At 67.2% G+C, this 26392-nt stretch carries 29 protein-coding genes; 12 read left to right on the top strand and 17 right to left on the bottom strand.

All coding sequences use genetic code 11. The features are described from left to right. Position 1: 1 nt before the first annotated feature. Positions 2-898: an NAD(P)-dependent oxidoreductase gene (locus B0I00_RS08765; protein ID WP_100866989.1), complete on the top strand. Its 897-nt coding sequence runs from the start codon at positions 2-4 to the stop codon at positions 896-898. After that, entirely contained in the window at positions 895-2607 is a 1713-nt protein-coding gene (locus tag B0I00_RS08760; RefSeq protein WP_100866988.1) for an amidohydrolase, read from the top strand. The genes B0I00_RS08765 and B0I00_RS08760 overlap by 4 nt, the downstream gene beginning before the upstream one ends. On the opposite strand, the gene tatC is transcribed toward B0I00_RS08760, so the two are convergent. The 9 genes from tatC to B0I00_RS08715 all read right to left on the bottom strand — a co-directional run bounded on the left by tatC (position 2604) and on the right by B0I00_RS08715 (position 9851). After that, the gene (gene tatC, locus B0I00_RS08755) at positions 2604-3410 is read right to left on the bottom strand and encodes a twin-arginine translocase subunit TatC (RefSeq protein WP_100866987.1); all 807 of its coding nucleotides are present in this window, start codon (positions 3408-3410) and stop codon (positions 2604-2606) included. The genes B0I00_RS08760 and tatC overlap by 4 nt on opposite strands. Then, positions 3410-3814 carry a Sec-independent protein translocase protein TatB gene (gene tatB, locus B0I00_RS08750; protein ID WP_100866986.1) on the bottom strand — a complete coding sequence of 135 codons (405 nt, stop codon included), beginning with the start codon at positions 3812-3814 and terminating at the stop codon, positions 3410-3412. The genes tatC and tatB overlap by 1 nt, the downstream gene beginning before the upstream one ends. Positions 3815-3835: 21 nt before the next feature. Then, on the bottom strand, positions 3836-4087 hold the full coding sequence (gene tatA, locus B0I00_RS08745; protein ID WP_100866985.1) for a twin-arginine translocase TatA/TatE family subunit: 252 nt from the start codon (positions 4085-4087) through the stop codon (positions 3836-3838). Positions 4088-4171: 84 nt separating this feature from the next. After that, positions 4172-4792: an SMC-Scp complex subunit ScpB gene (gene scpB / locus B0I00_RS08740; protein ID WP_100866984.1), complete on the bottom strand. Its 621-nt coding sequence runs from the start codon at positions 4790-4792 to the stop codon at positions 4172-4174. Then, positions 4789-5589 (bottom strand): segregation and condensation protein A, encoded by an 801-nt coding sequence (locus tag B0I00_RS08735; protein ID WP_100866983.1) that lies wholly within the window; start codon positions 5587-5589, stop codon positions 4789-4791. The genes scpB and B0I00_RS08735 overlap by 4 nt, the downstream gene beginning before the upstream one ends. Beyond that, positions 5586-6605 carry a beta-N-acetylhexosaminidase gene (gene nagZ / locus B0I00_RS08730; protein ID WP_100866982.1) on the bottom strand — a complete coding sequence of 340 codons (1020 nt, stop codon included), beginning with the start codon at positions 6603-6605 and terminating at the stop codon, positions 5586-5588. Before nagZ ends, B0I00_RS08735 begins: the two co-directional genes overlap by 4 nt. 73 nt (positions 6606-6678) lie before the next feature. After that, entirely contained in the window at positions 6679-7392 is a 714-nt protein-coding gene (locus B0I00_RS08725; protein ID WP_100866981.1) for an SPOR domain-containing protein, read from the bottom strand. A 2-nt stretch (positions 7393-7394) separates the two neighbouring features. After that, positions 7395-9137 carry an arginine--tRNA ligase gene (gene argS / locus B0I00_RS08720; RefSeq protein ID WP_100866980.1) on the bottom strand — a complete coding sequence of 581 codons (1743 nt, stop codon included), beginning with the start codon at positions 9135-9137 and terminating at the stop codon, positions 7395-7397. Positions 9138-9200: 63 nt separating this feature from the next. Continuing rightward, entirely contained in the window at positions 9201-9851 is a 651-nt protein-coding gene (locus tag B0I00_RS08715; protein ID WP_100866979.1) for a hypothetical protein, read from the bottom strand. A gap of 83 nt (positions 9852-9934) precedes the next feature. Here B0I00_RS08715 and ispH point away from each other — a divergent pair, with 83 nt between their 5' ends. From ispH to rnhA, 3 genes are read left to right on the top strand one after another with little or no spacing between them, the layout of a single operon-like run. Beyond that, on the top strand, positions 9935-10897 hold the full coding sequence (gene ispH, locus B0I00_RS08710) for a 4-hydroxy-3-methylbut-2-enyl diphosphate reductase (RefSeq protein WP_100866978.1): 963 nt from the start codon (positions 9935-9937) through the stop codon (positions 10895-10897). After that, complete coding sequence (gene thrB / locus B0I00_RS08705; RefSeq protein WP_100866977.1) at positions 10897-11883, top strand: homoserine kinase; 987 nt, start codon at positions 10897-10899, stop codon at positions 11881-11883. The genes ispH and thrB overlap by 1 nt, the downstream gene beginning before the upstream one ends. Beyond that, on the top strand, positions 11880-12320 hold the full coding sequence (gene rnhA, locus B0I00_RS08700) for a ribonuclease HI (protein WP_100866976.1): 441 nt from the start codon (positions 11880-11882) through the stop codon (positions 12318-12320). Before thrB ends, rnhA begins: the two co-directional genes overlap by 4 nt. On the opposite strand, the gene B0I00_RS08695 is transcribed toward rnhA, so the two are convergent. Together B0I00_RS08695 and B0I00_RS08690 are read right to left on the bottom strand one after the other, a co-directional pair. Next, a complete protein-coding gene (locus tag B0I00_RS08695; RefSeq protein ID WP_100866975.1) occupies positions 12313-13398 on the bottom strand; it encodes an NAD(P)/FAD-dependent oxidoreductase in 1086 nt (361 codons plus the stop codon). The two genes, rnhA and B0I00_RS08695, sit on opposite strands and share 8 nt — an antisense overlap. Positions 13399-13404: 6 nt before the next feature. Continuing rightward, on the bottom strand, positions 13405-14352 hold the full coding sequence (locus tag B0I00_RS08690) for an alpha/beta fold hydrolase (protein WP_100866974.1): 948 nt from the start codon (positions 14350-14352) through the stop codon (positions 13405-13407). 84 nt (positions 14353-14436) lie between these two features. Here B0I00_RS08690 and B0I00_RS08685 point away from each other — a divergent pair, with 84 nt between their 5' ends. From B0I00_RS08685 to B0I00_RS08655, 7 genes are all read left to right on the top strand, one after another. After that, entirely contained in the window at positions 14437-14937 is a 501-nt protein-coding gene (locus B0I00_RS08685) for an A24 family peptidase (RefSeq protein ID WP_100866973.1), read from the top strand. Between the two features lie 69 nt (positions 14938-15006). Further along, positions 15007-16053 (top strand): Flp pilus assembly protein CpaB, encoded by a 1047-nt coding sequence (gene cpaB, locus B0I00_RS08680; RefSeq protein WP_100866972.1) that lies wholly within the window; start codon positions 15007-15009, stop codon positions 16051-16053. A gap of 49 nt (positions 16054-16102) precedes the next feature. Beyond that, on the top strand, positions 16103-17680 hold the full coding sequence (locus tag B0I00_RS08675) for a type II and III secretion system protein family protein (RefSeq protein WP_232730171.1): 1578 nt from the start codon (positions 16103-16105) through the stop codon (positions 17678-17680). Positions 17681-17693: 13 nt separating this feature from the next. Further along, positions 17694-18347 (top strand): CpaD family pilus assembly protein, encoded by a 654-nt coding sequence (locus tag B0I00_RS08670; protein WP_100866970.1) that lies wholly within the window; start codon positions 17694-17696, stop codon positions 18345-18347. A 3-nt stretch (positions 18348-18350) separates the two neighbouring features. Beyond that, on the top strand, positions 18351-19634 hold the full coding sequence (locus B0I00_RS08665; RefSeq protein ID WP_100866969.1) for a P-loop NTPase family protein: 1284 nt from the start codon (positions 18351-18353) through the stop codon (positions 19632-19634). Positions 19635-19702: 68 nt separating this feature from the next. Next, positions 19703-20674, top strand: a complete 972-nt coding sequence (locus B0I00_RS08660; RefSeq protein ID WP_100866968.1) for a type II secretion system F family protein — start codon at positions 19703-19705, stop codon at positions 20672-20674. Between the two features lie 16 nt (positions 20675-20690). Continuing rightward, on the top strand, positions 20691-21707 hold the full coding sequence (locus tag B0I00_RS08655; protein WP_100866967.1) for a type II secretion system F family protein: 1017 nt from the start codon (positions 20691-20693) through the stop codon (positions 21705-21707). Between the two features lie 76 nt (positions 21708-21783). Here the strand turns inward: B0I00_RS08655 and B0I00_RS08650 are convergent, their stop codons facing one another. From B0I00_RS08650 to B0I00_RS08625, 6 genes are all read right to left on the bottom strand, one after another. Further along, on the bottom strand, positions 21784-22794 hold the full coding sequence (locus B0I00_RS08650; RefSeq protein ID WP_100866966.1) for a fumarylacetoacetate hydrolase family protein: 1011 nt from the start codon (positions 22792-22794) through the stop codon (positions 21784-21786). After that, the gene (locus B0I00_RS08645) at positions 22791-23258 is read right to left on the bottom strand and encodes a MarR family winged helix-turn-helix transcriptional regulator (protein WP_100867172.1); all 468 of its coding nucleotides are present in this window, start codon (positions 23256-23258) and stop codon (positions 22791-22793) included. Before B0I00_RS08645 ends, B0I00_RS08650 begins: the two co-directional genes overlap by 4 nt. 72 nt (positions 23259-23330) lie before the next feature. Continuing rightward, positions 23331-23969: a maleylacetoacetate isomerase gene (gene maiA / locus B0I00_RS08640; protein ID WP_100866965.1), complete on the bottom strand. Its 639-nt coding sequence runs from the start codon at positions 23967-23969 to the stop codon at positions 23331-23333. Next, positions 23966-24835 carry an S-methyl-5'-thioadenosine phosphorylase gene (gene mtnP / locus B0I00_RS08635; protein WP_100866964.1) on the bottom strand — a complete coding sequence of 290 codons (870 nt, stop codon included), beginning with the start codon at positions 24833-24835 and terminating at the stop codon, positions 23966-23968. The genes maiA and mtnP overlap by 4 nt, the downstream gene beginning before the upstream one ends. Continuing rightward, a complete protein-coding gene (locus B0I00_RS08630; protein WP_100866963.1) occupies positions 24835-25470 on the bottom strand; it encodes a TetR family transcriptional regulator in 636 nt (211 codons plus the stop codon). The genes mtnP and B0I00_RS08630 overlap by 1 nt, the downstream gene beginning before the upstream one ends. Further along, positions 25467-26339 (bottom strand): crotonase/enoyl-CoA hydratase family protein, encoded by an 873-nt coding sequence (locus tag B0I00_RS08625; protein WP_100866962.1) that lies wholly within the window; start codon positions 26337-26339, stop codon positions 25467-25469. Before B0I00_RS08625 ends, B0I00_RS08630 begins: the two co-directional genes overlap by 4 nt. Positions 26340-26392: the final 53 nt, after the last annotated feature.

Genomic DNA, 26392 nt, shown 5'->3' with positions numbered 1-26392 from the left:
CATGACCGAGCCGCTGAACGTTTCCTTCTTGGGCCTTGGCGTGATGGGTGGCGCGATTGCCCGCCATATCGCGCGCGCGGGCCATTCGCTGACCGTCTACAACCGGTCGATGGGACGGATCGAACGCTGGCAGGACGCCAATCCCGACCTTTCGCTCCGCATCGCCGAAAGCCCCGCCGATGCCGCAAGCGGCGCCGATTGCGTGCTGACCTGCGTCGGCAACGACGATGACCTGGCAGACGTCGTGCTCGGCCCGATGGGGGTCTTCACCACGTTGAAGCGCGGGGCCGTGTTCATTGATCATACCACCGTTTCGGCGCGCATCGCCCGGCAGATCGCGGTCGAAGCGCGCGACCTCGAGGTCCACTGCGTCGACGCGCCGGTGACCGGCGGGCAGGTCGGGGCCGAGAACGGCCAGCTGACCGTCATGGCCGGGGGTCGCCCAGACGCGATCGAGGCGGCGCGCCCGATCATGGAGTGCTACACCAAGCGGATCGTCCACGTCGGCAAGGCGGGCGCGGGCCAGACCTGCAAGATGGTCAACCAGATCGCCTTTGCCGGGATCATCGCCAGCTTGTCCGAAGCGCTGCGTTTTGCCCAGTCGGCACACCTCGATCTCGACAAGGTCTACGAGGCGATTTCGGGCGGTGCGGCGCAAAGCTGGCAGATGGACAACCGTTGGCACACCATGGCGCGCGACGAATTCGATTTCGGCTTCGCGGTCGACTGGATGCGCAAGGACATGGGCCTGGCGCTCGACGAAGGACGCTCGATCGGGGTGTCGCTGCCGGTGGCGGCGCAGATCGACCAGATCTATGCGCAGGTTCAGGCGATCGGCGGCGGACGGCAGGATACCTCCGCGCTGGTCCGCGTTCTCCCGCGAAAGGGCAAGGCATGAAATACCCGTTGCTGGCGGCCGCGGCCGCCATTGTCGCTGCCGCATCGTCGGCCGCAGCCGATACGCTGGTCGACAACGTTGATGGCATGACCATCGATGCCAAGGGGCAGGTTGAACGCTTCACCGGCCTCCTGATCGGCAACGACGGACGCATCGTCCAGACCTTCCGCCGCGGCGACAAGCGGCCGGGCAAGGTCGACTATGCGGTCGACGGCAAGGGCCGCGTGCTGGTGCCCGGCATGATCGACGCGCACGTCCACGTGATGGGCATCGGCTTCGGCGCGCTGACGCTCGACCTGTCGGAAACGACCTCGCTCGAGGAGGCCAAGGCGAAGATCGCCGCCTATGCCCGCGCCCACCCGGACCGGCCGTGGATCCTCGGCCGCGGCTGGAACCAGGAACTGTGGAAGCTGGGCCGCTTCCCGACCGCCGCCGAACTCGACACCGTGGTCGCTGACCGGCCGGTCTGGCTCGAACGCGTCGATGGTCACGCCGGCTGGGCCAACACCCGCGCGCTGGCCATGGCGAACGTGACCGCCGCGACGAAGGAACCCGCCGGCGGCAAGATCGAGCGTGTCGCCCCCGGCGGACGGCCGGCGGGCGTGCTGGTCGACACCGCGATGGACCTGGTCAAGGTGCCGGCGCCGCGTCCCGAGGACCGCGACCTCGCGCTGGCGACGGCGCAGGACCTGCTCCTGAAGCGCGGCATCACGGCTGTGGCCGACATGGGCAGCAGCATCGAGGACTGGCAATCGTTCCGCCGCGCCGGCGACACCGGCGCGCTGCGCCTGCGCATCATGAGCTACGCCTCGGGCGTCGACAACATGGTCTTGATCGGCGGCCCGGGGCCAAGCCCGTGGCTCTACGACGACAAGCTGCGCCTCAACGGCGTGAAGCTCTACATGGACGGCGCACTCGGTTCGCGCGGGGCGAGCCTCAAGGCGCCCTACGCCGATATGCCCGGCACCAGGGGGCTGAGGATCACGCAGGACACCGCGCTCAAGAACCTGATGAGCCGCGCCGCATTCGACAATTTCCAGGTCGCGGTCCACGCCATCGGGGACGAAGCCAACGCAGCACTGCTCTCCGCGATCGAGGACATGGCCCAGACCTACAAGGGCGATCGCCGCTGGCGGATCGAGCACGCCCAGGTGGTCGATCCCGCCGACATCGCCCGCTTCGGCAAGTACGGCATCATCGCTTCGATGCAGCCGGTCCACGAAACGAGCGACCGCGTGATGGCCGAAGCGCGGCTCGGCCCGGCGCGACTGGCCGGCGCCTATGCATGGAAATCGCTGAACGGCACCGGGGCCAAGCTTGCCTTCGGGTCCGACGCGCCGGTCGAACTGCCGGATCCCTGGGCAGGGTTCGCCGCTGCGATCACCCGCCAGGGGCCTGATGGACAGCCCTTCGGCGGCTGGCAGCCGCAGGAAAAGGTCACCCGCGAACAGGCGCTGACCGCCTATACCGCCGATGCCGCCTATGCCGGTTTCGGTGAGGGGCGCTTTGGCCGGCTGATCCGCGGCGAGCGCGCCGACTTCCTGCTGCTCGACCGCGATCCAATGCTGGCCACTCCGGCCGACCTGCGCGCGACGAAGGTACTGCAGACCTGGGTCAACGGCCAACTGGTCTACGACGCGGCGCGTCCGCCCGCTCCGCCGGCAGAGCCGCCGAAGCGGGAACGGCCGGTTCCGGTCGACGGGCGCTAGGGCGCTTCGGCCGGAGCCTCTGCGGTCTGCACCGTGGTGTCGGCGGCGGCCTTGCGCTTTTCGCCGAGCCACATGACCAGCAGCGAACCTTCGAACAGCAGCCACATCGGCACCAGCAGCATCAGCTGCGAGACCACGTCGGGCGGGGTGATGATGGCCGCCACCGCCGTGATCGCGACGATCACATAGCGGCGCATGCCCGCAAGCTGCGTGCGGCTGACCAGCCCCGCCATCTCGAGCAGCAGCAGCAGCACCGGCAGCAGGAAACTGATCCCGAAGGCGAGGATGAACTGCATGACGAGGCTGAGGTAATCGCCCGTGCCTGGCAGCGCTTCGAGCGTCAGCCCGCCCTTCTGGCCCTCGAAATTGAGGAAGAAGCGGAACGCCGTGGGCATGACCACGTAATAGGCGAGTGCCGCGCCGCTGAAGAACAGCGCCGGGGTGAGGAACAGGAATGGCAGGAACGCCTTCTTTTCGCGCGCGTAGAGCCCCGGCGCGACGAAGGCCCAGAGCTGGTTGGCGATGAACGGAAAGGCTAGGCAGAAGGCCGCGAACAGCGCCACCTTGATCTCGACGAAGAAGGCTTCGTAGAGCTTGGTGTAGATCAGCTTGCCCTGTCCCGGCGGAAACGCCTCGGTCAGCGGGCGGACCAGGAAGCCAAAGATGTCGTCGGCAAAGCTGAAGCAAATGACGAAAGCGATCGCGAGGACCACGATCGAGCGCAACAGCCGCGTGCGCAGTTCGATCAGGTGGTCGAGCAGCGGCGCCTGGGTTTCGTCGATGTCGCGGATCTGGAACACCATCAGCCGGCCTTGGGGGAGCCGAGCGGCAGTTCGGGCGCGGCGGCATCCGGGTTCGCCGCAGCGGCGGGCGGCTCGGCAGGGGCAGGCAGCTCGGTCATCAGCGGGGGGGCGCCGGTGCCGATACCGGGGTCAGGCCCGACCAGATTGGCCTCTGCCGCGTTCCAGCCGGGCGGGGTCTGCGCCATGATGCGATCGTTCTGTTCGCGCCACTTCTTTTCCATATCTTCCATTTCCGCTTCGCGGATCATGGTTTCGATGCCGGAACGGAAGTGCCCGGACACACGGCGGATCTTGCCGATCCACTGCCCCGCGGTGCGCAGCGCGCGCGGCAGGTCCTTGGGCCCGATGACGACGATCGCGACGATCGCCGTGAACAGCATTTCATCCCAGCCGATGTCGAACATGGCGCGCGTCCCGGCGCGGGATCAGGGCTTGGGCGGCTGCGAGGTCGAATCGATCACCGTTTCGCCGTTGAGCGTCGCCTGGTTGGCGGGCGGCGGCGGCGGGATCTGCTGCGCGGGCGGCGTGACCGGCGGGTTGGCCTCGTCGTTCATGCCTTCCTTGAAGCTTTTGATGCCCTTGCCGAAATCGCCCATCATTTCGGAAATGCGGCCACGACCGAACAGCACCAGCACGACCAGCGCGAGGATGATCAGATGCGGAAGCGACAGACCCATTGAAATCACTCCTGGTTTGGCGGGCGGGACGGCCCGGCTCCCCCTGTTTCCAGCTATCTAGGCCAACGGCCCGGGGATTGCCAGTCAGACCGATGTTTCGTCCGCGTCCCGATCGTCGTCATCGGCAGCTTCTTCGCTTGCCGTGACTGGCGTTTCCATGGCGGCGGCCAGCGCATCCTCGACCGGATCAAGCAGACCCGCGGCGCGCAGTTCGTCGATTCCGGGCAGATCGCGACGGCTGGCAAGGCCGAAATGAGTGAGGAAATCAGGCGTCGTCGCATAGATCACCGGTCGGCCCGGCACCTCGCGCCGACCGACGATGCGCACCCAGCCCGCTTCCATCAGCACGTCGAGCGTCCCCTTGGCGGTCTGCACTCCGCGGATCGATTCGATCTCGGCGCGGCTGACCGGCTCATGGTAGGCGACGATGGCGAGGACCTCGGTTGCCGCGCGCGACAGGCGGCGCACCTCTTCCTTCTCGCGGCGCAGCAAGTGAGCGAGGTCCGGCGCGGTTTCGAAGTGCCAGCGCTTCCCCCGCTCGACCAGGTGCACGCCGCGCTCCGCGTAGTGCGATGCCAGTTCCGCCAGCGCGTCCCCCACGTCCGCGCCGCCGAGGTGCGTCGATATCGCTTCGGCGCTCATCGGTTCTTCGGCGGCGAACAGCGTCGCCTCGACCGCACGGGTCAGCTCGCCGGGGCCGCTCACGCCTTGATACCGCGCAGCAGCAGCGGGCCGAAGGTATCCTGCTGGTCGAGTTCCGCCTTGCCCAGCCGAGCCAGCTCGAGCGCAGCGACAAAGCTGGAGGCCAGCGCCGACTTGCGCAAACGCGGATCGGCATGGGGCGGCAGGAAGTCCTTCAGTTCCATCCAGTCGAGCGAGACGCCGAGCATCGAGGACACGCGCGACAGCGCTGAATCGAGCGTCATGACCATGCGGTCGCGGACCATGTGGACCACCGGCGCGGTGCGCGCCTTGACCTGACCATAGGCCTGGACCAGCGCGAACCAGTCGCACTGCCACAGCGCCTTCCGGTCCACCCGCAATCCCTCTGGCGCGCCGCGCGCGAAGACGTCACGGCCCAGCCGGTCACGGCCCATCAGCCGCGCCGCGGCATCGCGCATCGCCGCCAGCCGCTGCAGCCGCAATTGCAGGCGCAGGGCCAGTTCCTCGGGGCTGGGATCGGCCTGCTCGTCGCGCGGCAGGAGCAACGCGGACTTGAGGTAGGCGAGCCAGGCAGCCATCACCAGGTAATCCGCCGCCAGTTCCAGCCGCAGCGCTTCGGCCCCTTCGATGTAGGTCAGGTACTGGTCGACCAGTTCGAGGATCGAGATCTTGCGCAGGTCGACCTTCTGCCGCCGCGCGAGATCGAGCAGCAGGTCGAGCGGCCCTTCCCACCCGTCGAGTTCAAGATAGAGCGCCTCGTCCCCCGCAGCCGCCGTGGCCACGCCCTGCCAATCGTCCTCGGGCAGGTCCAGCGGCAGGGGTTCTACGCCGTCGCTCAAGCCTGCTGCTCCACCAGGCCGAGCAGCGCATCGCGCTTGGCCAGCAATTCACGCTGCACGCCCCGCGCGCCGTCGACCCGCGTATCGGCCAGCGCGCGGTCGAGCCGCGCCGCGACCTCAGTCTTCATCGCGCCGCAGCGCTCGACGATGCCCACCATGTCGTCCATCTTCGCCCAGCAGTTGAGCGCGATGTCGCAGCCCGCCGCCAGCGCGCGCTCGGCGCGTTCGGGCACGGTGCCGCTGAGCGCCTCCATGTCGAGATCGTCAGTCAGCAAGAGACCGGTGAAGCCGATCGATCCGCGAATGATGTCACTGATGATGGTGGGCGATTGCGTGGCCGGATTGGCCGCGTCCCAGGCAATGAACAGCAGGTGTCCGGTCATCCCGATCGGCGCGTCGTTCAGCGCGCGGAACGGGGCGAGGTCGACCTCCAGTTCATCGGCGCTGGCGGTGACCGTCGGCATTTCCTTGTGGGTATCGGTCGACGTGCGTCCATGCCCCGGCATGTGCTTGATCGTCCCGGCTATCCCGGCGCGGCCAAGACCATCGAGCACGGCGCGTCCGAGCGCTGCCACGCGCAGCGGCTCGCGGCCCAGCGCGCGGTCGCCGATCACGTCGTGGGCGCCTTCCTGCCGCACGTCGAGCACGGGGGCGTGGGTGCAGGTGATGCCGACTTCGGCAAGATCGTGGCCCATCGCCTCCGCATTGGCGCGCGCAGCTTCGATCGCGCTGGCCGGGGCAATGTCGTAGAGCGCGTCGAACAGCGCGCCCGCCGGATAGGCTGGCCAGACCGGTGGCCGCATCCGCGCCACCCGGCCACCTTCCTGGTCGATGGTGATCAGGAGTCGCTCGCGCCCATGGATCGCGCGCAGATCGTCGGTCAGCGCACGGACCTGTTCGCGGCTTTCTATGTTCCGGCCGAACAGGATATAGCCCGCCGGGTCCGCTTCACGGAAAAAGGCGCGCTCGTCCGCGCTCAGCGTCAAACCGGACAGGCCAAAAATCGCGGGTGTCATTGCAGGATCGAAAATCGCAGGCCCGTGCGCCCTTGGCAAGCAAGCGGACCTCGAGACGTGTGGATTGTGCGGCCTACTTCACCTGGCAGGAGACGCCCGCCGCCTTGAGCCGGCCGCAAAGCGCATTGGCCGCCGCCGCATCGCCGGCCACGGCCTGGAGGCGATAGACCTTGCCGATGTCGGCACTGCCTTCGACCACCCGGTGCGGCACGCCCGACAGCACGTCGCCCGCCTGCGCAGTAACGCGGGTCCAGCCGGCCTCGGCACTGTCGCGCGAATTGTAGGCCCCGACCTGGACCCCGACGCCGACCGGAACGACCTTGGCCGGAGACGATCCGCTGGCATCGGGCGACGGACTTGGCCCCGGCGGCGGCGCGCCGGCGTTCTCGCCCATGCGTGCGGTGCGGGTCTGGCCCTCGGAAACGACATAGCTGCTGTCGCCCGTACCGGCGAAGGTCTTGCCGCCACGATCCTGCGGCGCGACCTTGTAGGGCTCCTTGGGCGCGGCGATCACGCTACCGTCGGCGACGGCATCCGGATCCGGTCCGCTGTTCGACGCCCACCAGATCGCCCCGACTATGCCGACGAGGGCGAGCGCGCCGACCGCAACCAGCCCGAGCAGGCGGCTGCCGCCGGTGTCGTAATCGTCGAAATCGTCGTCGGCCGATTCCAGCCAGGGCAGGCGTCCCTCGTCCTCGGCGAAATCCAGCCGCACGGGCGCCGCGCCAGCTTCGGGCGGCTTGCCCCAGTCGCCCTGGCTGTCGTGATCGTCGTGTTCGCCCGCCATCCCTACATTTCCTCCACAGCCTCAACCCCCAGCAAGGCGAGGCCGTTGCGGATAAGCTGCCCGATCTGGGCGGCAAGATAAAGCCTTGCAGCCGTCAGGCGCGCGTCACTGGCGACGATAAACCGCTTTTCGGGACGATCGTTGCCAAGGTTCCAGTACCCGTGCAGCGCGCCGGCCAGATCGTAGAGGTAAAAGGCGATACGGTGCGGCTCGCGCGCGGCGGCGGCGGCCTCGACGATGCGCGGAAACTGCGCTGCCAGTCGGATCACCGCGAGTTCTTCCTCGCCCAGCCGGTCGAGCGCCTCGTCCGACGGCGCAAAGCCTTCGGCCGCGCCCTTGCGCAGCGTCGAACGGATCCGCGCGTGGGCGTACTGGACGTAGAACACCGGGTTGTCCTTCGAGGCTTCGACCACCTTGTCGAAATCGAAATCCATCTGCGCTTCGGGCTTGCGGGTCAGCATGGTGAAACGGACCACGTCCTTGCCCACCATTTCGACCACATCGGCCAGCGTCACGAAGTTCCCGGCGCGCTTCGACATCTTGAACGGCTGGCCGCCCTTCATCAGCTGGACCATCTGGACCAGCTTGACCTCGAACGGCTTCTCCTTGCCCTGACCCTGGGTCAGCGCGGCGACGGCAGCCTTGATCCGCTTGACCGTGCCGGCATGGTCCGCACCCCAGATATCGACCAGCGCGTCGGTCTTTTCCGCCTTTTGGAAATGATAGGCGAGGTCGGCGCCGAAATAGGTCCAGGACCCGTCGCTCTTGCGGATCGGGCGGTCCTGGTCGTCGCCGAACCGGGTCGAGCGGAACAGCGGCAGTTCGACCGGCTCCCAGTCATCGGGAGTCTTGCCCTTTGGCGCCTCCAGATGGCCGTCATAGACGAGATCATGGTCGCGCAGCCACTTTTCGGCCTGTTCGGGCTTGCCGGCGGCCTGCAGCTCCGCTTCGGACGAGAACAGGTCGTGATGGATGCCGAGCAGCGCGAGGTCGGCGCGGATCATGTCGAGCATGGCCGCGACCGCGCGCTCGCGAAACGGCACGAGCCACTCGGCCTCGGGCGCTCTTGCATAGGCATCGCCGAACTCGGCGGCCAGGGCCTGACCCACTGGTACCAGATAGTCTCCCGGATAGAGCCCCTCGGGGATCTCGCCCACGGCCTCGCCCAGCGCTTCGCGGTAGCGCACGTGAGCCGAGCGGGCGAGAACGTCGACCTGGCTGCCGGCGTCGTTGACGTAATATTCGCGGATCACGTCGTGCCCGGCGTATTCAAGCAGGCTCGCCAGCGCATCGCCCACCACCGCGCCGCGGCAGTGGCCCATGTGCATCGGCCCGGTCGGATTGGCCGAGACATATTCGACATTGACCGTCGTGCCCTTGCCCATGGCCGAGCGGCCATAGTCACCGGCCAGCGCGGCGATCGCCCGCAGTTCGCCCAGCCACAGCGCCGGATCGAGCCGCAGGTTGAGGAATCCCGGTCCGGCGATCTCGACCGAGGTGACGCCCGCGACCTTGCGCAGCTGCGCCGCCAGCGCCTCGGCCAACGCGCGCGGATTGGTGCCGGCAGGCTTGGCCAGCACCATTGCCGCGTTGGTTGCAAGGTCGCCGTGCGAGGGATCGCGCGGTGGCTCCACCGCCACGGCGCCGCGCGGCAGCGCGGGAATGGTACCCGCAGCCTCGAGCGCATCGAGCGCAGCATCGACGTGAGCCGCAAAGGCGGCGTGAAGCGTGGTGGTATCGGTCATGGCGGCGCGCCTAGCGCATGTGCGTCGCCAAGGAAACCTCTGTGGGAGGGCGCCTGGCTGCCCCTAGCGGGTGCCGTTGTAGTTGAGCTGGTTCTGGTCGAGCTGGAAGCCGACCAGCAGTTCGAAGGTCGCGCGGGCAACGGCGGCCTTGACGTCAGGAAGCGAGAGCGGGTCGATCGCCGCGTCGGCCTCGCCGGCCTTGCGCTCGCGGGTGATCTTCTCGCGGATGTCGGCGGGAAGCGTCGCTTCGGCCCGGTCGATGAAGGCCGATCCGGTGCCGGTCGCCTGGGCGCGTTCCTGGCCGTCGGCGAAATTCAGCGTGACCTGGCCAATGCGCTTGGCGATCACCGCCGTGCCGCCGCGCGTAACCACCGAGAAATAGGGGATGGTCACCTGGCGCGCGCCGCGAGTGTCGGTGCGGCGGGCCAGCACGTCGAAGGTCGCGGTGCTGGTCACCTTCTCGCCGGTCTCGTTGCAGGCGGTGCGCACGTTGGTCATAGCCGCGACCACGTCGATATTGTCGGCCGTGGTGCTGCCGGGCGTGCGGAAAAGGGTCACGTCGCCGGTAAAGTCGGGGATGCCAACCGCCGGGCAGGCGCTGCGGACGGCCTGGATCCCAACCCCCTGGTCGACAACGATATCGCCCGCGCTCTTGCAGCCGGCGAGCGCTGCCAGCACAGCAAGAGAGGCAAGCAGGCGGGGGCGAACGATCATTTCGGCATCCTTGCAATTCGGTCCGGGTCGGGAACTTCCGCTTGCCCTAGCCGCACACGGAGCAAAGCGCTAGGGGGGCGAACATGAACGCTTCCTTTCCCGATCCGGACCTGCCCCCGATGCACCTCCTGCTGGCGGCGCCGCGCGGATTCTGCGCCGGCGTGGACCGCGCGATCGAGATCGTCGAACGCGCGCTGGAACGCTATGGCCAGTCGGTCTATGTGCGCCACGAGATCGTCCACAACCGCTACGTGGTCGATGGGCTGAAGGCCAAGGGCGCGATATTCGTCGAGGAACTGGACGCGGTGCCCGATGGCGCCCCGGTGGTGTTCAGCGCCCACGGCGTGCCCAAATCCGTCCCGGCCGAAGCGACCAGCCGCGGGCTCGACTGGCTGGATGCGACCTGTCCGCTGGTCAGCAAGGTCCATCGCCAGGCCGAACGGCAGATCGAGGCCGGGCGCCAGATCCTGTTCATCGGCCACCGCGGCCACCCCGAGGTGATCGGCACGATGGGCCAGGTGCCGGACGGCAAGATGACGCTGGTCGAGACGGTCGAGGATGTCGCCGCGCTGCCCTTCACCACCGATGAGCCGCTCGCCTTCCTTACCCAGACGACGTTGTCGGTCGACGACACCGCCGAGATCGTCGCCGCCCTGCGCGCCCGGTTCCCGCAGATCGTCGGACCCAAGGCCGAGGACATCTGCTATGCAACGTCGAACCGCCAGGCTGCGGTCAAGGCGATCGCGCCGCGCTGCCAGCTGGTTCTGGTGATCGGCGCGCCCAACAGCTCCAACTCGGTCCGCCTGCTCGAAGTGGCGCAACGCTGCGGAGCGAAGGCGCACCTCGTCCAGCGCGCGACGGACATCGATCCGGCCTGGTTCGAAGGCGTGGAAACGATGGGCCTCACCGCCGGCGCCTCCGCGCCCGAGGCGCTGGTCGACGAGGTCGTCGCCCGCATCGCCTCGCTGCGCAGCCTGACGGTCGAAAAGGTCGTGACCGCCGAAGAGAAGATGATCTTCAAGCTGCCCCGCCAGCTGGCCGACTGATGGCGGTCTATACCCACCTGGGCGCGGAAGAGATGGCCGAGCTGATCGGCCATTTCGATGTCGGCACCCTGGTCAGCGCCAAGGGCATTGCCGAGGGCGTGTCCAATTCGAACTGGCTGATCGAAACCACCGGCAGCGACGGCGCCGGCGCGCGCTTCATCCTGACGATGTACGAGTTTCGCATCGACACCGCCGAACTGCCCTATTTCCTGGCGCTGCTCGATCATCTGGCCGCAAAGGGCTGCCCGGTGCCGCGCACGATCCACGACCGGCAGGGTCAGCTTTACCGCACCATCGGCGACAAGGCGGTGGCGCTGATCGAATACCTGCCCGGCGTGTCGGTCAGCCAGCCGACGCCCGATCAGGCCCGGGCCGTGGGAGAGGCGCTGGCCCGGCTGCACCTTGCCGCCGCCGATTTCCCGATGACCCGCGCCAACGCGATGGATTTGGTCGAATCAAGACGGCTTTTGGAATCATGCGGAGAAGCACCGCTGGCCGAAATCGATCCGGCCCTGCCATCGCTGGCGTTCAGCCAGCTAGACGAGCTTGAGCGCCTGTGGCCGCAAGACCTGCCGCAATCGGTGATCCACGCGGACCTGTTCCCCGACAACGTCTTGATGCTTGGCAATGTCGTAACCGGCCTGATCGACTTCTATTTCTCCTGCAACGGATTCTGCGCCTACGATGTCGCGGTAACACACGCGGCCTGGTGCTTCTCGCCGGATGGTCAGAGCTTCGACGCGCGCATTTCGATGGCCCTTTTGGACGGTTACGAAACGGTTCGGCCGCTTTCTTCCGACGAACTGAAAGCTCTGCCCATTCTGGCCCGCGCCGCATGTCTGCGTTTTCTTGCCTCGCGTGCCTATGACTGGATCAACACTCCCGCCGACGCCCTCGTTGCCAAGAAGGACCCGCGCGCCTTTGGCCACCGCCTCGAACGCTTTTACGCGAATGCGGAGTGGACTCCCGTCCTGATGCTCCGGTGAAGCACGTCGAGATATTCACCGATGGCGCCTGCAAGGGCAACCCTGGCCCCGGCGGCTGGGGCGCGGTGCTGCGCATGGGGCACCATGAGAAGGAGCTGTCCGGCAGCGAAGCGGCCACCACCAACAACCGGATGGAGCTGACCGCGGTGATCCGCGCGTTGAACGCGCTGAAACAGCCGTGCGAGGTGAAGCTTCACACCGACAGCCGCTACGTGATCGACGGGATCACCGGCTGGGTCTTCGGCTGGCAGAAGAACGGCTGGAAGAACGCGGCGAAGAAGCCCGTCGCCAATGCCGAACTGTGGCAGGAACTGCTGGCTGCCGTGCGCCCGCACAAGATCCACTGGATCTGGGTCAAGGGCCACAGCGGTCACCCCGAAAACGAACGCGCCGACCAGCTGGCCAGCGACGCCGCGCTGTCGGTCGGCGTCAGGTAAAGCGCCCCGGACGGTAGGGTTCCGGATCGACCGCGCCCGGCGCCTCGCCGCGCAGCAGTCGCAGCGCCAGATCGGCGGCGGCGGGTGCGGTCTGGATGCCGAAGCCGCCCTGCCCGGCGAACCAGAAGAACGCCGGGCTGTCGGGCGCAAAGCCGTAGACCGGCAGCCGGTCGGGCGCAAAGCTGCGCAGGCCCGCCCACTTGCGCTCAACCGCGAGGACCGGCCAGTCGACCACCCCTTCGAACCGGTCGATCGCCACGGCGACGTCGAGGTCTTCGGGCGCGGCATCGCACGGTGGCGTGGGCGTCTCGTCATGAGGGCTGAGCCACAGGCGGCCGTTTTCGGGCTTGAAGTAGAACAGCCCGTCGATGCCAAGCGTCAGGGGAAGATCGGCTCGAACGGGCACGCCTACGCGCAACTGCGCGACGGTGCGGCGCATCGGCTGGATGCCGATCGGCCGAACCCCGCAGGCCGCCGCCACCTCGTCGGCCCAGGCGCCCGCGGCGTTGACCAGCACCCGCGCGGCAAAGCCGCGCCCATCGGCAGTCTCGATCCGCCACAGGCCGCCTTCGTATCGCGCGGCGGCCAGCCGGGCCCGGGTCGCCACGTTCGCCCCGCCCCTGCGCGCCGCGCCAAGCCACAACTGATGGAGGCCGGCAACGTCGATATCCGTGCAATCGGGCTCGTAGGCGCCGTGCCGCCACGGCTCGGCAAGGCCGGGGAGCCAGCTTTCAAGTTGTTCACGGTCCAGCGGATCGACCCGCACACCAAGCGCGCTGAAGGTCGCGACGAAGGCGTCGAGCGCGGACTTCTCCTCGGCCCGCGCCAGGGTCAGCGCCCCGCGCGGCGACAGGAAGCCATGGTCGGACAGGAACGGGCCCGATGCGGTGGTCAGCGGCTGGATCAGCGGCCCGCCATAGCTTTCCGCCCAGAACGCCGCCGACCGGCCGGTCGAATGATAGCCGGGCTGGTCCTCCGCCTCGAGCAGCAGGACGCTGCCGTTCGCAACCAGACCCGCAGCGAGCGACGCGCCCGCGATCCCGGCGCCGATCACGGCATGATCGTAAACCGACTCCATTGGCGATCAGTCCGCCGCGATACCGGCAAGGAAACGATCGCAAGCCTCGAGCGCGCGGTCGCGGACCGCATCCTCCTCCCGCAGAATCTCGTGGAACGCCTCGGGGCCGAAACGCAGCATCTCGCAATTGCGCAGCCGATCGCCGGCCCGGTCGATCGCCTTGTAGCTGACCAGCTGGTCGTGGCGTGCGGCGAGGATCAGGACCGGCATGGTCACCGCGTCGAGCGCGTGTTCGCTGTCCAGCAAGCGCATCGAGGCATAGGCCCGTTCGACCCAGCCCCACGACCCCGGCCCCATGGCGAGTTCCGGCCGCGCAGCGCGCCACCAAAGTTCGTCGGCATAGCGATCGCCGTCATGGGTCAGGAGCAGGTTGCGGTCGGCGGGAACCTCGCCTGGCTTCTCGCTCCACTTCCAGGCGAGACGGCGCCTGTCGCCCAGCGCGGCCATCAGCTTTGCCGCCAGGTGCATGAGTGGAGCCGGCGCATAACTGTCGCGAAAGCCCATCATCGGCGCGCAGAGCAGCAAGCCGTCGGGCGCGACCCGCCCTTCTGCTGCGGCGCGCAGCACCAGGTGCCCGCCCATCGAATGCCCGGCCAGCACGTGCGGGCCGGGCGCGTCCTTGATCCATTGCGCCCAGAACACGGCAAGGTCGGACACCCAGGTCGCGAAATCGTCGATGTGTCCGGTCACGGGATCGGTGCCGAGGCGGCCCGAGCCTGCCTGTCCGCGCCAATCCATCGCGGTCACCCGCCAGCCACCCTGTGCCCAGTGGTCGAGCGTTTCGAGGTACTTCTCGTAAGAGTCGCCGCGCCCCGGAAAGAACAGCAGCGAGCCTTTTGCCAGCCCGTTCGCTGCAGGCCAGTCGATGCGCCGGATGGCGTGCCCGTCGGGCGCGCTCCAGCGCGATTCCGCGGCATCGGCGGGTATGGCACGGCGATCGATAGCGGCGGGCATTTGGCTAATTTCGGCCTCTTGGGACTGGTTACTTTTTAGTAAGCCCTGCCCTTTACACGTGTCCCCAGGGGATCAGGGGGCATTATGCCGGACATCGATTTTCGTTACCTATTGCAGGGGGCCTTGGCAATCGCGCTGCTGGTTGCCGCCTTTACCGACCTGCGCCGCCGCCAGATCGACAACTGGCTGAACGCCGCAATCGCTCTCTCCGCGCCGCTCTACTGGTGGGCCGCTGGCTATTCGCTGTGGCCCGACGTCGGCTACCAGCTGGGACTTGCCGTCGCCGTTTTCGCGGTCTTCGCCGTCCTTTTCGCGATGCGCTGGATGGGCGGGGGAGACGTCAAGCTGCTGACCGCGCTGGCGCTGTGGATCGCGCCGCACTGGTTCGGCAAGTTGCTGATCGTGATGGCCCTCGTGGGCCTGCTGCTGACCGTGGTTTTCGGCGCCTGGCACATTGCCCGGCGCCAGCGCGACCGGGTGGCCATTCCCTATGGCGTGGCGATCGCCGCAGCCGGGCTGTGGGTACTGGTTAGCCAGTATTCCAACGTGATCGTGACATCGCAGCTCCCGACCGGGCTGCAGTGAACCTGATTTTAACCAATTTACCCGAAATCAAACCAATATTTCGGGGTTTTCAAGGGGGCTTGCCAAGCCATGGATAAGAAAAAGCTGATGCTGCTGATGGGGGCGATGGTCGTGGCCGTAGGCACGGCGCTTGCTGCCCGCTCGATGTTCGTCGGTGCCGCGGCCCCCCAGGCCGAAGCCGCCCAGGCCGTGCCCAAGGGACCAAAGGTGCTGGTCGCCCAGCGCGCCCTGCCCGTCGGCACGATCATCACCGCCGATTCGGTCTCTTACCAGGCCTGGCCCAAGGAAATGGTCCAGGACGCCTATTACATCGACGGCAAGGCCGACATGACCAAGCTGCTCGGCACGGTGGTTCGCTATCCGATCACCGCCGGCCAGCCGGTCACCCAGGGCGCGCTCGTCAAGCCGGGCGACCGCGGCTTCCTCGCCGCCGCTCTCGGCCCGGGCATGCGCGCCGTGACGATCCCGGTGTCCAAGCAAACCGGCGTCGCCGGCTTCATCTTCCCGGGTGACCACGTCGACCTCGTTCTGACCCAGCAGGTCAAGCCGACCGACGGCGGCGACGCGCTGCGGGCGGCGGAAACCATCATCCGCAACCTGCGCGTTCTGGCCACCGACCAGACCACAGAAACCGAAACCGAAAACGGCAAGACCGTGGTCAAGACCGCCACCACCGTGACGCTCGAAGTGACCCCGAAGCTGGCCGAGAAGATCGCGGTCGCCGACGGCATCGGCAAGCTCAGCCTTTCGCTGCGTAGCCTGGCCGACAGCCAGGCTGATCTCGACCGCGCGATCGCGGGCGGTTCGGTCAAGGTGCCCGCTGGCCTCAGCAAGGAAGAGGAAGACAAGTTCCTCTCCCAGCAGCTCAATCGCCCGCTCGATGCCGGAGCCACCTTCGTGACCGGCGGCGACGTATCGCGCTTCCAGCGCCGCTCGATGCCGAGCCAGGCCCAGGCCCAGCGCCAGATGAGCAGCGCGATGTCCTCGTTCGGCAACGCGATGGGTTCGGCCCTTGGCGCAGCCGGTGCCGGTCGCCCGGCCGTCGTCCGCTCGGGCCCCGTGGTCCGCGTGACCCGCGGCAAGGTCACCACCGAAGAATCCGTGGGGAGCCGCTGACATGACGCTTCCCATCACGCCATTCCGCTCCGCCACGAAAGGCCGACCGATGAACCGCCTTCTGACCCGCTTCCTGACTGCCGCGTGCCTTGCCGCGCCGCTGGCCCTGGTGCCTGCAACCGCCGCCCAGGCCCAGTCGGTCTCGCGCCCGGCGAACGATATCGTGCTGTCGATCGGCCGCGGCCAGTTGATCACCGTGGGCGATACCATGGCCGACGTCTTCGTCGCCAACGACCAGATCGCCGACGTGCAGGTCAAGTCGCCGCGCCAGCTCTACGTCTTCGGCAAGGCCGGCGGTGAAACCACCGTCTATGCCAGCAACGCCGCAGGCCAGGTGATCTGGTCAGCCAACGTGCGCGTCGGATCGAACATCGACAGCGTCGACCAGATGCTGCGTCTGGCGATGCCCGACGCCAAGGTCGCCGTGTCGACGATGGGCACCAACACCTTCCTGCTGACCGGCACGGTCGGCGCGCCCGAAGATGCGGCCGAGGCGCAGCGCCTGGTCCAGGCCTTCGTCGGCAAGGACGCCAACGTGATCAGCCGCCTCAAGATGGCGACCCCGCTGCAGGTCAACCTCCAGGTCCGCTTTGCCGAGGTCAGCCGCTCGCTGGTCCGCCAGATCGGCGTCAACCTGACGACGATCGACGGAAGCAGCGGCTTCCAGTTCGGCCTCGGCCAGCAGAACCGCCCGTTCTTCAACAACTTCCGACCCGGCTCGGCGCTGGGCGCGGGCAACGCGACCAAGACGCTGGTGCCCGATCCGGCCGACCCGACCAAGTACATCGAAGTCAACGCCAGCAGCGTGACCACGATGGCCAATGGCACCACCCTGGCCGCCGCCGGCCGCCTGCTCGGGCTCGACATCCTGGGCGCCCTCGACCTTGGCGAAACGCTCGGTCTCGTCACCTCGCTGTCGTCGCCCAACCTGACCGCGCTATCGGGTGAAACCGCCGACTTCCTCGCCGGCGGCGAATACCCGATCCCGATCCCGATCAGCCAGGGCCTCGGCACGACCTCGGTCGAATACAAGAAGTTCGGTGTCAGCCTGGCCTATACGCCGATCGTGCTGGCCAACGGCCGTATCTCGATGCGCGTCCGCCCGGAAGTATCCGAACTGTCGAGCCAGGGCGCCATCGTGCTCAACGGCTTCAACGTTCCTGCGCTGACCGTGCGCCGCGCCGAAACCACCATCGAACTGGGTTCGGGCCAGAGCTTCATGATCGCCGGCCTGATGAGCAACAGCTCGCAGCAGACGCTCAAGAAGATGCCGGGCGCGGGCGACATTCCGATCCTGGGATCGCTGTTCCGTTCGACCAACTTCCAGCGCGGCGAGACCGAACTGGTGATCGTGGTCACGCCGTACCTGGTGAACCCGGTCAACGCCGGCGACATCAAGCTGCCGACCGATGGCTACCAGAACGCCAACACGCTGCAGCAGCTGCTCGGCCACTTCGAGAACGACGGCAAGTCGGGCGGCGAACGGCCCAAGCCGACCGCCGCCCCGGCCGCGGTCGCCGCCCCCAAGGTCGGCGCGCTCGAAGCGCCGGCAAAGGACGACAAGAAGCGCAAGTCGCGGACCGCCGCTGCATCGAAGGATGCGGCTCCCGGCTTCAGCCTGAACTGAGAGGTGACGAACCATGGGTAATCGAAACAAGCGCACGGCCCTGACGGCGGCCATCACCCTCTCGCTCGGCCTGGCCCTCAGCGGGTGCGGCGGCTTCACGGGCGGCAACACCAGCCTCGAATCGGTCCACCAGCCGGTGGTCGAACGGACCAACTACACGCTCGACGTGACCTCGGGCCCCGGCGGCCTGTCGCTCCCCGAACAGCGCCGCCTGGCCGGCTGGTTCGAAGCGATGGACCTGCGCTACGGCGACAAGATCAGCCTCGACGATCCGCTCGGCAGCGCGGCCACCCTTGCAGCGGTGGAATCGGTCGCCGGCCGTTATGGCATGCTCGTTTCGGGCGAAGCACCGGTCACCCCGGGTGCGGTCAACGCCGGCACTGTCCGCGTCGTCGTGACGCGCACCACGGCGTCGGTCCCCGGCTGCCCGGACTGGTCGCGCAAGACCGACGTGTCTTTGAACAACGCGACGAGCACGAACTACGGCTGCGCCACCAATTCGAACTTCGCCTCGATGGTCGCCGATCCCGAACACCTCCTCAAGGGTGCGGCGGGTTCGGGCCAGACCGTGGTGATGAGCTCGACCAAGGCGATCGACAGCTACCGCGAAGCCAAGCCGACCGGCGAAGGCGGCCTGAAGGCTGAATCAACGAAGGATGGGAAGTAAGCCATGAACGCTCCCTGGAAGCCCGCAACCCCCGGCAACCGCGACGCCTTTGCCGCATTCATCTGCGACGAGGCCGCGCTCGACGTGCTGCGCCCGGTCGTGATCGAAATGGGCTGGCAGCCCGAAAAGTGCAACAAGGGCGGCCTGCGCAACGCGGTCCAGTCGCTGTCGATCACCGCCAGCCCCAACATCCTGATGGTCGATCTGTCGGAAAGCGGCGATCCGCTGTCCGACATCAACGCCCTGGCCGAGGTCTGCGAACCCGGCACGGTGGTGATCGCGGTGGGCCAGGTCAACGACGTGCGCCTCTACCGCGACCTCGTTGCCAGCGGGATCCACGACTACCTGCTCAAGCCGCTGCAGCCCGCGGCGGTGCGTGACGCGCTGATCAACGCCCAGGCGGTGTTCGCCGCGCCCAAGCAGCATGACCCGGCCGTGGCCAAGCGCCACATCTCGACCGCGGTGATCGGCACGCGCGGCGGCGTGGGAGCCTCGACGCTTGCCACCTCGCTCGCCTGGCTGTTCAGCGCCGACGAGAAGATGCCGACGGCGCTCCTCGACCTCGACGTGCACTTCGGCACCGGCGCGCTTGCGCTCGACCTCGAACCGGGCCGCGGCCTGACCGACGCGATCGAGAACCCGGGCCGCATCGACGGACTGTTCATCGAACGCGCGATGATCCGCGCCAACGATCACCTGGCGATCCTGTCGGCCGAAGCGCCGATCAGCTCGCCGCTGATGACCGACGGCGCCGCCTTCGTGCAGCTCGAGGAAGAGTTCCGCCAGGCCTTCGAGATGACGGTCATCGACCTGCCGCGCAACATGCTGATCAACTTCCCGCACCTGCTGGCAGACGTGAACGTGGTCCTCCTGACCACCGAAATGACCCTGGCCGGCGCGCGCGACGCGATCCGCATCCTGTCGTGGCTGAAGACCAACGCCGCACACGTCCAGCCGATCGTGGTCGCCAACCGCGTCCAGTCGGGCCTGGCCGAGATCACCAAGGCGGATTTCGAAGCCTCGATCGAACGCAAGATCGGCTTTGCGATCCCTTACGATCTCAAGGCTGCGGTCAATTCGGCCAAGCTTGGCCAGACCTTCGCCGACGCCAACCGCGGCAGCAAGGCCGGCGCCGTGATCCGCGATATCGCCAAGTCCATCATGGGCGTCAGCGACGGCGAGACGATCGACGATGCGGTCAAGGCCAAGACCTCGCTGCTCGGCAAGCTCGACCTCAAGTCGATGCTGGCCAAGAAGGACAAGTCCCCCGTTCCGGCCCAGGCCTGAACGACCGGCCGGATCCCCTCCCGCCCCGGCGGGAGCCACGGCCCTGATAGGAAGGCGATAGACCCGCGATGGACATCATCCAGCTCCTGCTTGTGGCCTTGGGCCTGCTGGCCTTCATGGTCCTGGGCTATTCGGCCTTTGCCGGCCCTTCGGTGGCCAAGGAAAGCGCGCGGCGCCTACAGGCGGTGCGCTTCCGCCATTCGGAAAGCACCATCGACCGGGTCGAGGCGCAGCTCAAGAAGGCCGTCGCCGCGCGCAAGCCCAAGATGCACCAGATCGCAGGATCGCAGTCGCGCGTCGCTGCGCTGGTTCTGCGTCTGCACCGCACCGGCAAGGGTTGGACCCTGCCTCAGTATCTCTATGCGTCGGGCGGCCTTGCGCTGACGGTGGCGGTGCTGATGTTCATCAAGACCAGCGCGCCGCTCCTTTCGCTGGTGCTGGGTCTGTTCGTCGGCGCGGGCATTCCGCACATGGTCGTGTCGCGCGCGATCACCAAGCGCGGGGTCAAGTTCACCACCAAGTTCCCCGACGCGATCGAACTGCTGGTTCGCGGCCTGCGTTCGGGGCTTCCGGTGACCGAGACGCTGGGCGTCATCGCGACTGAAGTGCCCGGACCGGTGGGCGAGGAGTTCAAGGCCATCACCGAACGCATCAAGATCGGCCGGACCATGGAGGACGCGCTCCAGGAAACCGCCGACCGCCTCAACATGGCCGAATTCAGCTTCTTCTGCATCACGCTGGCAATCCAGCGCGAAACCGGCGGCAACCTGGCCGAAACGCTGTCGAACCTTGCCGACGTGCTGCGCAAGCGCGGCCAGATGAAGCTGAAGATCAAGGCGATGAGCTCGGAATCGAAAGCCTCGGCCTACATCGTCGGCTCGCTGCCGTTCATCGTCTTCACGCTGATCTGGTTCATCAACCCCGATTACATCGGCGGCTTTTTCAGCGACGACCGCCTGATCGCGGTCGGCCTGGGCGGTCTCACCTGGATGAGCATCGGCGGCTTCATCATGGCCAAGATGGTCAGCTTCGAAATCTGACGGGAGGACACAGGACATGCTCAACTCACCTCCCGGACCCACACTGCTCGGCATCGACGTCATCTGGGCCGGCACGCTGCTGGCGGCCATGGCGGCCATGGCGGTGATGTTCGCGATCTACACCGCGGTCACCATCCGCGATCCGATGGCCAAGCGGGTCAAGTCGCTCAACGAGCGCCGCGAGCAGCTCAAGAGCGGGATCATCACCCAGTCGGCCAAGAAGCGCACCAAGATCGTCCGCAAGACCGAGACGACCGACAAGATGCGCGACACCCTGGCATCGCTCAAGGTGCTGCAGGCCAGCCAGGTCGCCCAGGTCCAGCAGAAACTGGCCCAGGCCGGCATCCGCAAGAAGGAACTGGCCGTCGCGGTGATCTTCGCCCGCATGGTCCTGCCGATCGTCTTCGGCGTGCTGTCGGCGGTGATGATCTACGGCTTCAACACTTTCCCCGAATGGGGCGACATGAAGAAGTTCGCGCTGTTCGCAAGCGTCACGATCCTCGCCTACAAGGCACCGGACCTCTACATCAACAACATCAAGTCGAAGCGCACCAACGAGGTCCGCAAGGGCCTGCCCGACGCGCTCGACCTGCTGGTGATCTGCGCCGAAGCGGGTCTGACCGTCGACGCCGCCTTCAACCGCGTCGCCAAGGAACTGGGCCGGGCCTATCCCGAGCTGGGCGACGAGTTCGCGCTGACTGCAATCGAACTGTCGTTCCTCGGCGAACGCCGCATGGCCTTCGAAAACCTTGCCTACCGCGTCGACCTCGAAGCGGTGAAGGGCGTGACCACGACCATGATCCAGACCGAACGCTACGGTACGCCGCTGGCTTCGGCGCTGCGCGTGCTGTCGGCCGAATTCCGCAACGAGCGCATGATGCGCGCCGAGGAAAAGGCCGCCCGTCTGCCCGCGATCATGACCGTGCCGCTGATCCTGTTCATCCTGCCGGTGCTGTTCATCGTGATCCTCGGCCCCGCGGCCTGCTCGATCACCGACGCCTTCGCCGGCGGCACTCCGGGCCACAAGAACTAGGGTCCGAAGATCGCAACACGAGCGGCCCGCTTCCCGACAAGGGAAGCGGGCCGCTTCGCTTTTTCCGTCGATCAGGTCAGAGCGGAACGACCTGCTGCTCGATCGCGCCGAACAGCGAATGGCCGGCGTGGTCCTTCATCTCGATCCGCACCGTGTCGCCGTGGCGCAGGAACGGGGTCGCAGCCTCGCCCTTGGCGATCGCTTCGACCATGCGCAGCTCGGCTATGCAAGAATAGCCCCGCCCGCCTTCGCCGACCGGGCGGCCTGGCGAACCGTCGGGATCGCGGTTCGACACGGTGCCCGAACCGATGATCGATCCCGCCCCGATCCTCCGTGTCTTTGCCAGGTGCGCGATCAGCGTGCCGAAATCGAAGGTGCATTCCTCGCCCGCCTCGGCCCGGCCGAAGGGCTTGCCGTTGAGTTCAACCAGCAGCGGCAGGTTGAGCTTGCCCCCGCTCCACGCCGCGCCCAGGCTGTCGGGCGTCGCGAAGACAGGGGAGAAATGGGTCGCGGGTTTCGACTGGACGAAGCCGAACCCCTTGGCCAGTTCGCCCGGGATCAGGTTGCGCAGCGACACGTCGTTGACGAGGCCGATCAACCGCACGTGATCGAGCGCGCCGACCGCATCGATGCCCTGCGGCACGTCGCCGGTCACGACGCAGATCTCCGCCTCCATGTCGCAGCCCCAGCTTTCGTCGGCGAGCGTTATCGGCGCGCGGCCGCCGCGCAAGTCGTCGCTGCCGCCCTGGTACATCAGCGGATCGTGCCAGAAGCTGTCGGGCAGTTCGGCGCCGCGCGCCTTGCGCACCAGCTCGACGTGGTTGACGTAGGCCGAGCCGTCAGCCCATTGGTAGGCGCGCGGCAGCGGGGCCAGTGCCTCGCGCTCGTGGAACCGGTCGAGCGGGATCGCCTCGTGCAGGACCTCGGTCGCCAGCGCGCGCAGCGCCGGTTCGTAGCGCTCCCAATCGTCGAGCGCGGCCTGCAGCGTGGGCACGACATGGGTTGTGGGCGCGCACCAGTGCAGGTCTTCGCTGACCACCACAAGCCGTCCGTCGCGCCCGCTGCCGGGCAAGGTTGCTAGCTTCATTCAGGGCTCTCCATTTTTCCGGCCGCCTCGGTAATCCGGGCCAGCAGGGACTTGAACTGCATGCGCTCGGCCGGGTCGAGCGCGGAAAACAGGCGCCGTTCCATCGCCAGCGCGATCGGCATGATCGAACCGTGCATCGCCTTGCCCGCCATGGTCAGTTCGAGGTGATGCGAACGGCCATCGCGATCGTTCGGGCTGCGGGTGATCAGATCGCGCTCTTCCAGCACCTTGCAAGCGCGGTTGACCGCGACCTTGTCCATCCGCGTCGCGCCAACCAGCGAACGCTGGGTCATCGCGCCGGCATCGCCCAGCACGGCCATCACCCGCCATTCGGGGATCTTGAGACCGAAGCGGCTGCGGTATTCGTCGGCGATCCGGTCGCTTACCGCGTTGGACGCAATCGACAGCAGATAGGGCAGGAACTCGGCCAAGCGGGCATGGGTCGCGGGGTTCGGCGTGGTCATCGGCATCCGGTTCCAACTGCAACCGGTTTGCTAGGCCCTCCCCCGCGCCCGCGCAAGCAGGTGCGGCGGATTTTATGACGGCGGCGCGACAGCTTCCGGGGCGGCGGCGGCGAAGGCGGGCAATGTGCGCAGCCGCTCGTCGATCGCGACCAGCTTGGGAAACCCTTCGAGAGGCACGGCGAACCGCCGCGCATTGGCCATCTGCGGCACCAGGCAGACGTCGGCCAGGTTGGGTAGATCGCCACCCATCAGGCCGGATTCGGGCGCATCGATTTCCAGCGCGCGCAGGCCCTCTATGATCCAGTGATGATACCAGCGCGTGACAGCGTCCTGATCGGCGCCCAGTTCGCTGCGCAGGTAATTGAGGACGCGCAGGTTGTTGATCGGATGAATGTCCGCGGCGATGACCAGCGCCTGGGCCAGGATGCGCGAACGCACGGCCGGATCGGGCGAGACCATTGGCGGATTTTCATATCTGACATCGAGATAGTCGATGATCGCCAGACTCTGCGTCAAGGTGTGACCGTCGATCAGCAGGGTCGGCACCAGGCCCTGGTGGTTCAATCCGACATAGTCGGCAGCAGCCTGTTCGCCCTTGACCAGATCGACGGGGATCGCACGGTAGGCCACGCCCTTGAGGTTGAGGACGATCCGCACCCGATAGGCAGCAGACGAGCGCCAATAATCGTACAGGACGACCTCGCCGCTCATTGGAGGACGCGCCCGGCAACGGCCTGCAATTTGGCGATCAGCGTCCGGTCGCGTTGGTCGGGCGCCGTGACGATCGCGTGGTCGAGCGCGCGGTCGATCGGGCTGGCAGCGCGCTTGGCGGGCAGTCGGTCGACCAGGTGGGCCACGGCTGCCCTGGCGATTTCGGCGCTCGCAGTCATGGTCGCCAGGACCTCCGCCATGTCGACGCCGGCTTCGGCCTCGCGCCAGGAATCATAGTCGGTGACCATGCCCAGCAGGGCATAGGGCAGTTCCGCCTCCCGCGCGAGGCGGGCTTCGGGCATCGCGGTCATGCCGATCACATCGGCGCCCCAAGCCTGGTAGAGGCGGCTTTCCGCGCGGGTGGAGAACTGCGGTCCTTCCATCGCCAGATAGGTCCCACCGCTGTGCACCGTGGCGCCCGCCGCCCTGGCCGCGTCGACCAGGACGCCCTGCAGCCTGTGACAGACCGGATCGGCCAGCGAGACGTGCGCAACGAGCCCTTCGCCGAAGAAGCTGCTTTCGCGCGCGACGGTGCGATCGATGATCTGGTCGATCGCCACGAAATCGCCGGGCGCCATCGCCTCGTTAAGCGAACCGATCCCCGACAAGGCGATCACGTCGGTGACGCCACAGCGTTTCAGCACATCGATATTGGCGCGGTAGTCGATCCGGTGCGGCGGGATCCGGTGCCCGGCACCGTGGCGCGCCAGGAAGGTCACGCGAACCTTGCCGATCGTGCCGGTCGTGACCGGGCTGGAAGCCATGCCGAAGGGGCTTGCAACCTCGATCTGCTGCGCCTGGTCGAGCGCGAGACCGGTTGCGAGCCCCGATCCGCCGATTACCCCGATGTGCCAGCTGCCCGGCATCAGTGGGCGAGGATGCCGGCCATGATCGTATCGATGCAATGTTCGCGATAGCGGTCGCGCAATTCCTCGGTCAGCGCTTCGGTGTCGTAGCAATGCTGCAGCACGAGGCGCGAGGAAAAGAACCGGTCGCAGGCTCCGGTGGTGGTGAAATAGAACAGCTGCGGATCGACGCTGCGGAACACGCCCTGCCGCACCCCGTCCTCGATCAGCTTGTCATAGGCGCGGCTGAGCGGGGTCAGGTAGGTATCCGCGATCCGGTGCGCTTCATCGGGATTGCTTTCGCGCACCAGCCGCATCAGCAGCCGGTTGAGGTACGGCGTCTTGTAATAGGTATCGACGACCGCGCCGATATGGCGACGCAGGCGTTCGGAAGGATCCATGTCCTTCGCCATCAGCGCGTCGACCGCGTGGACGATGCCCTGCATATCGCGATCGAGCAGCGCGCGCAGCAGCCCGGCCTTGTTGCCGAAGTAATACTTGACCAGAGCCGAGTTGAGCCCCGAACGCAACGACAGTTCCGAAAGCGAGATATCGACGATATCGCCTTCGCGCATGATGGCCGACGCGGTGTCCAGCAACTGGTCCCGGGCGCCCGGTGGCACATCGGACGCGATCTGCTGCGACGGTTCGGTCATGCGTAAGGGGGCTCCTCTCCCCACCAAGGATAAAAGTCCGGCATATCGGCGGAAACACGGCCCGGAAAGGCCGGCGGGCGCTTTTCGAGGAAGCTTTGCACACCTTCCTTGGCATCGACGCCCTTGGACAGGCGATAAATTGCCCGGCTGTCGACCTTGTGCGCCGCCATCGGGTGATCGCCCGACGGATTGCGCCACAGCATGGCGCGGGTCATTGCGACCGATACCGCCGAGGTGTTGTCGGCGATCTCGCGCGCGAGGCCGCGGGCTGCGTCGAGCAGTTCGCCCTGCGGATGGACCGAGCGGACCAGCCCGCCACGCAGCGCTTCCTGGGCATCGAAGATCCGCCCCGTCATGCACCATTCGAGCGCCTGGCTGACGCCGACGAGGCGCGGGAGAAACCAGCTGGAGCAAGCTTCGGGCACGATTCCACGGCGCGCGAAGACGAAGCCGTAGCGGGCATTCTCGCTCGCCAGGCGAATGTCCATCGGCAGCTGCATGGTTATGCCGACGCCCACGGCCGCCCCGTTGCAGGCGGAAATCAGCGGCTTCTTCGAATGGTAAAGCCGCAGGGTCAGCAAGCCGCCCCCGTCGCGGACCCGCGGATCGGACAGGTCCTCGACCGGATCGCCGCTGGCGAAGACCGCGCGGCCGTCTTCGGGGGTCAGGTCCGCGCCAGCGCAGAACGCGCGGTCGCCGGCGCCGGTGAAGATCACCGCGCGCACCGCATCGTCCGCATCGGTGCGATCCATGGCGTCGATGATCTCGTTCATCATCGTGCCGGTGAAAGCGTTCATCTTTTCCGGACGGTTGAGCGTCAGCGTGGCAATGCCTTCGCTGATGTCGAGCGCGATCTGCGAATAACCCATCAAACTCTCCCGATGGGGCCGGAGCGGCGTTCTCGTGCCGCTCCTGACCCGGC

Origin of the sequence: Novosphingobium kunmingense, from assembly GCF_002813245.1 — a bacterium.
Lineage (GTDB): Bacteria > Pseudomonadota > Alphaproteobacteria > Sphingomonadales > Sphingomonadaceae > Novosphingobium > Novosphingobium kunmingense.
Note: the sequence above shows the minus strand (reverse complement) of the source record. Positions and strands in the feature narration are given on the sequence as shown.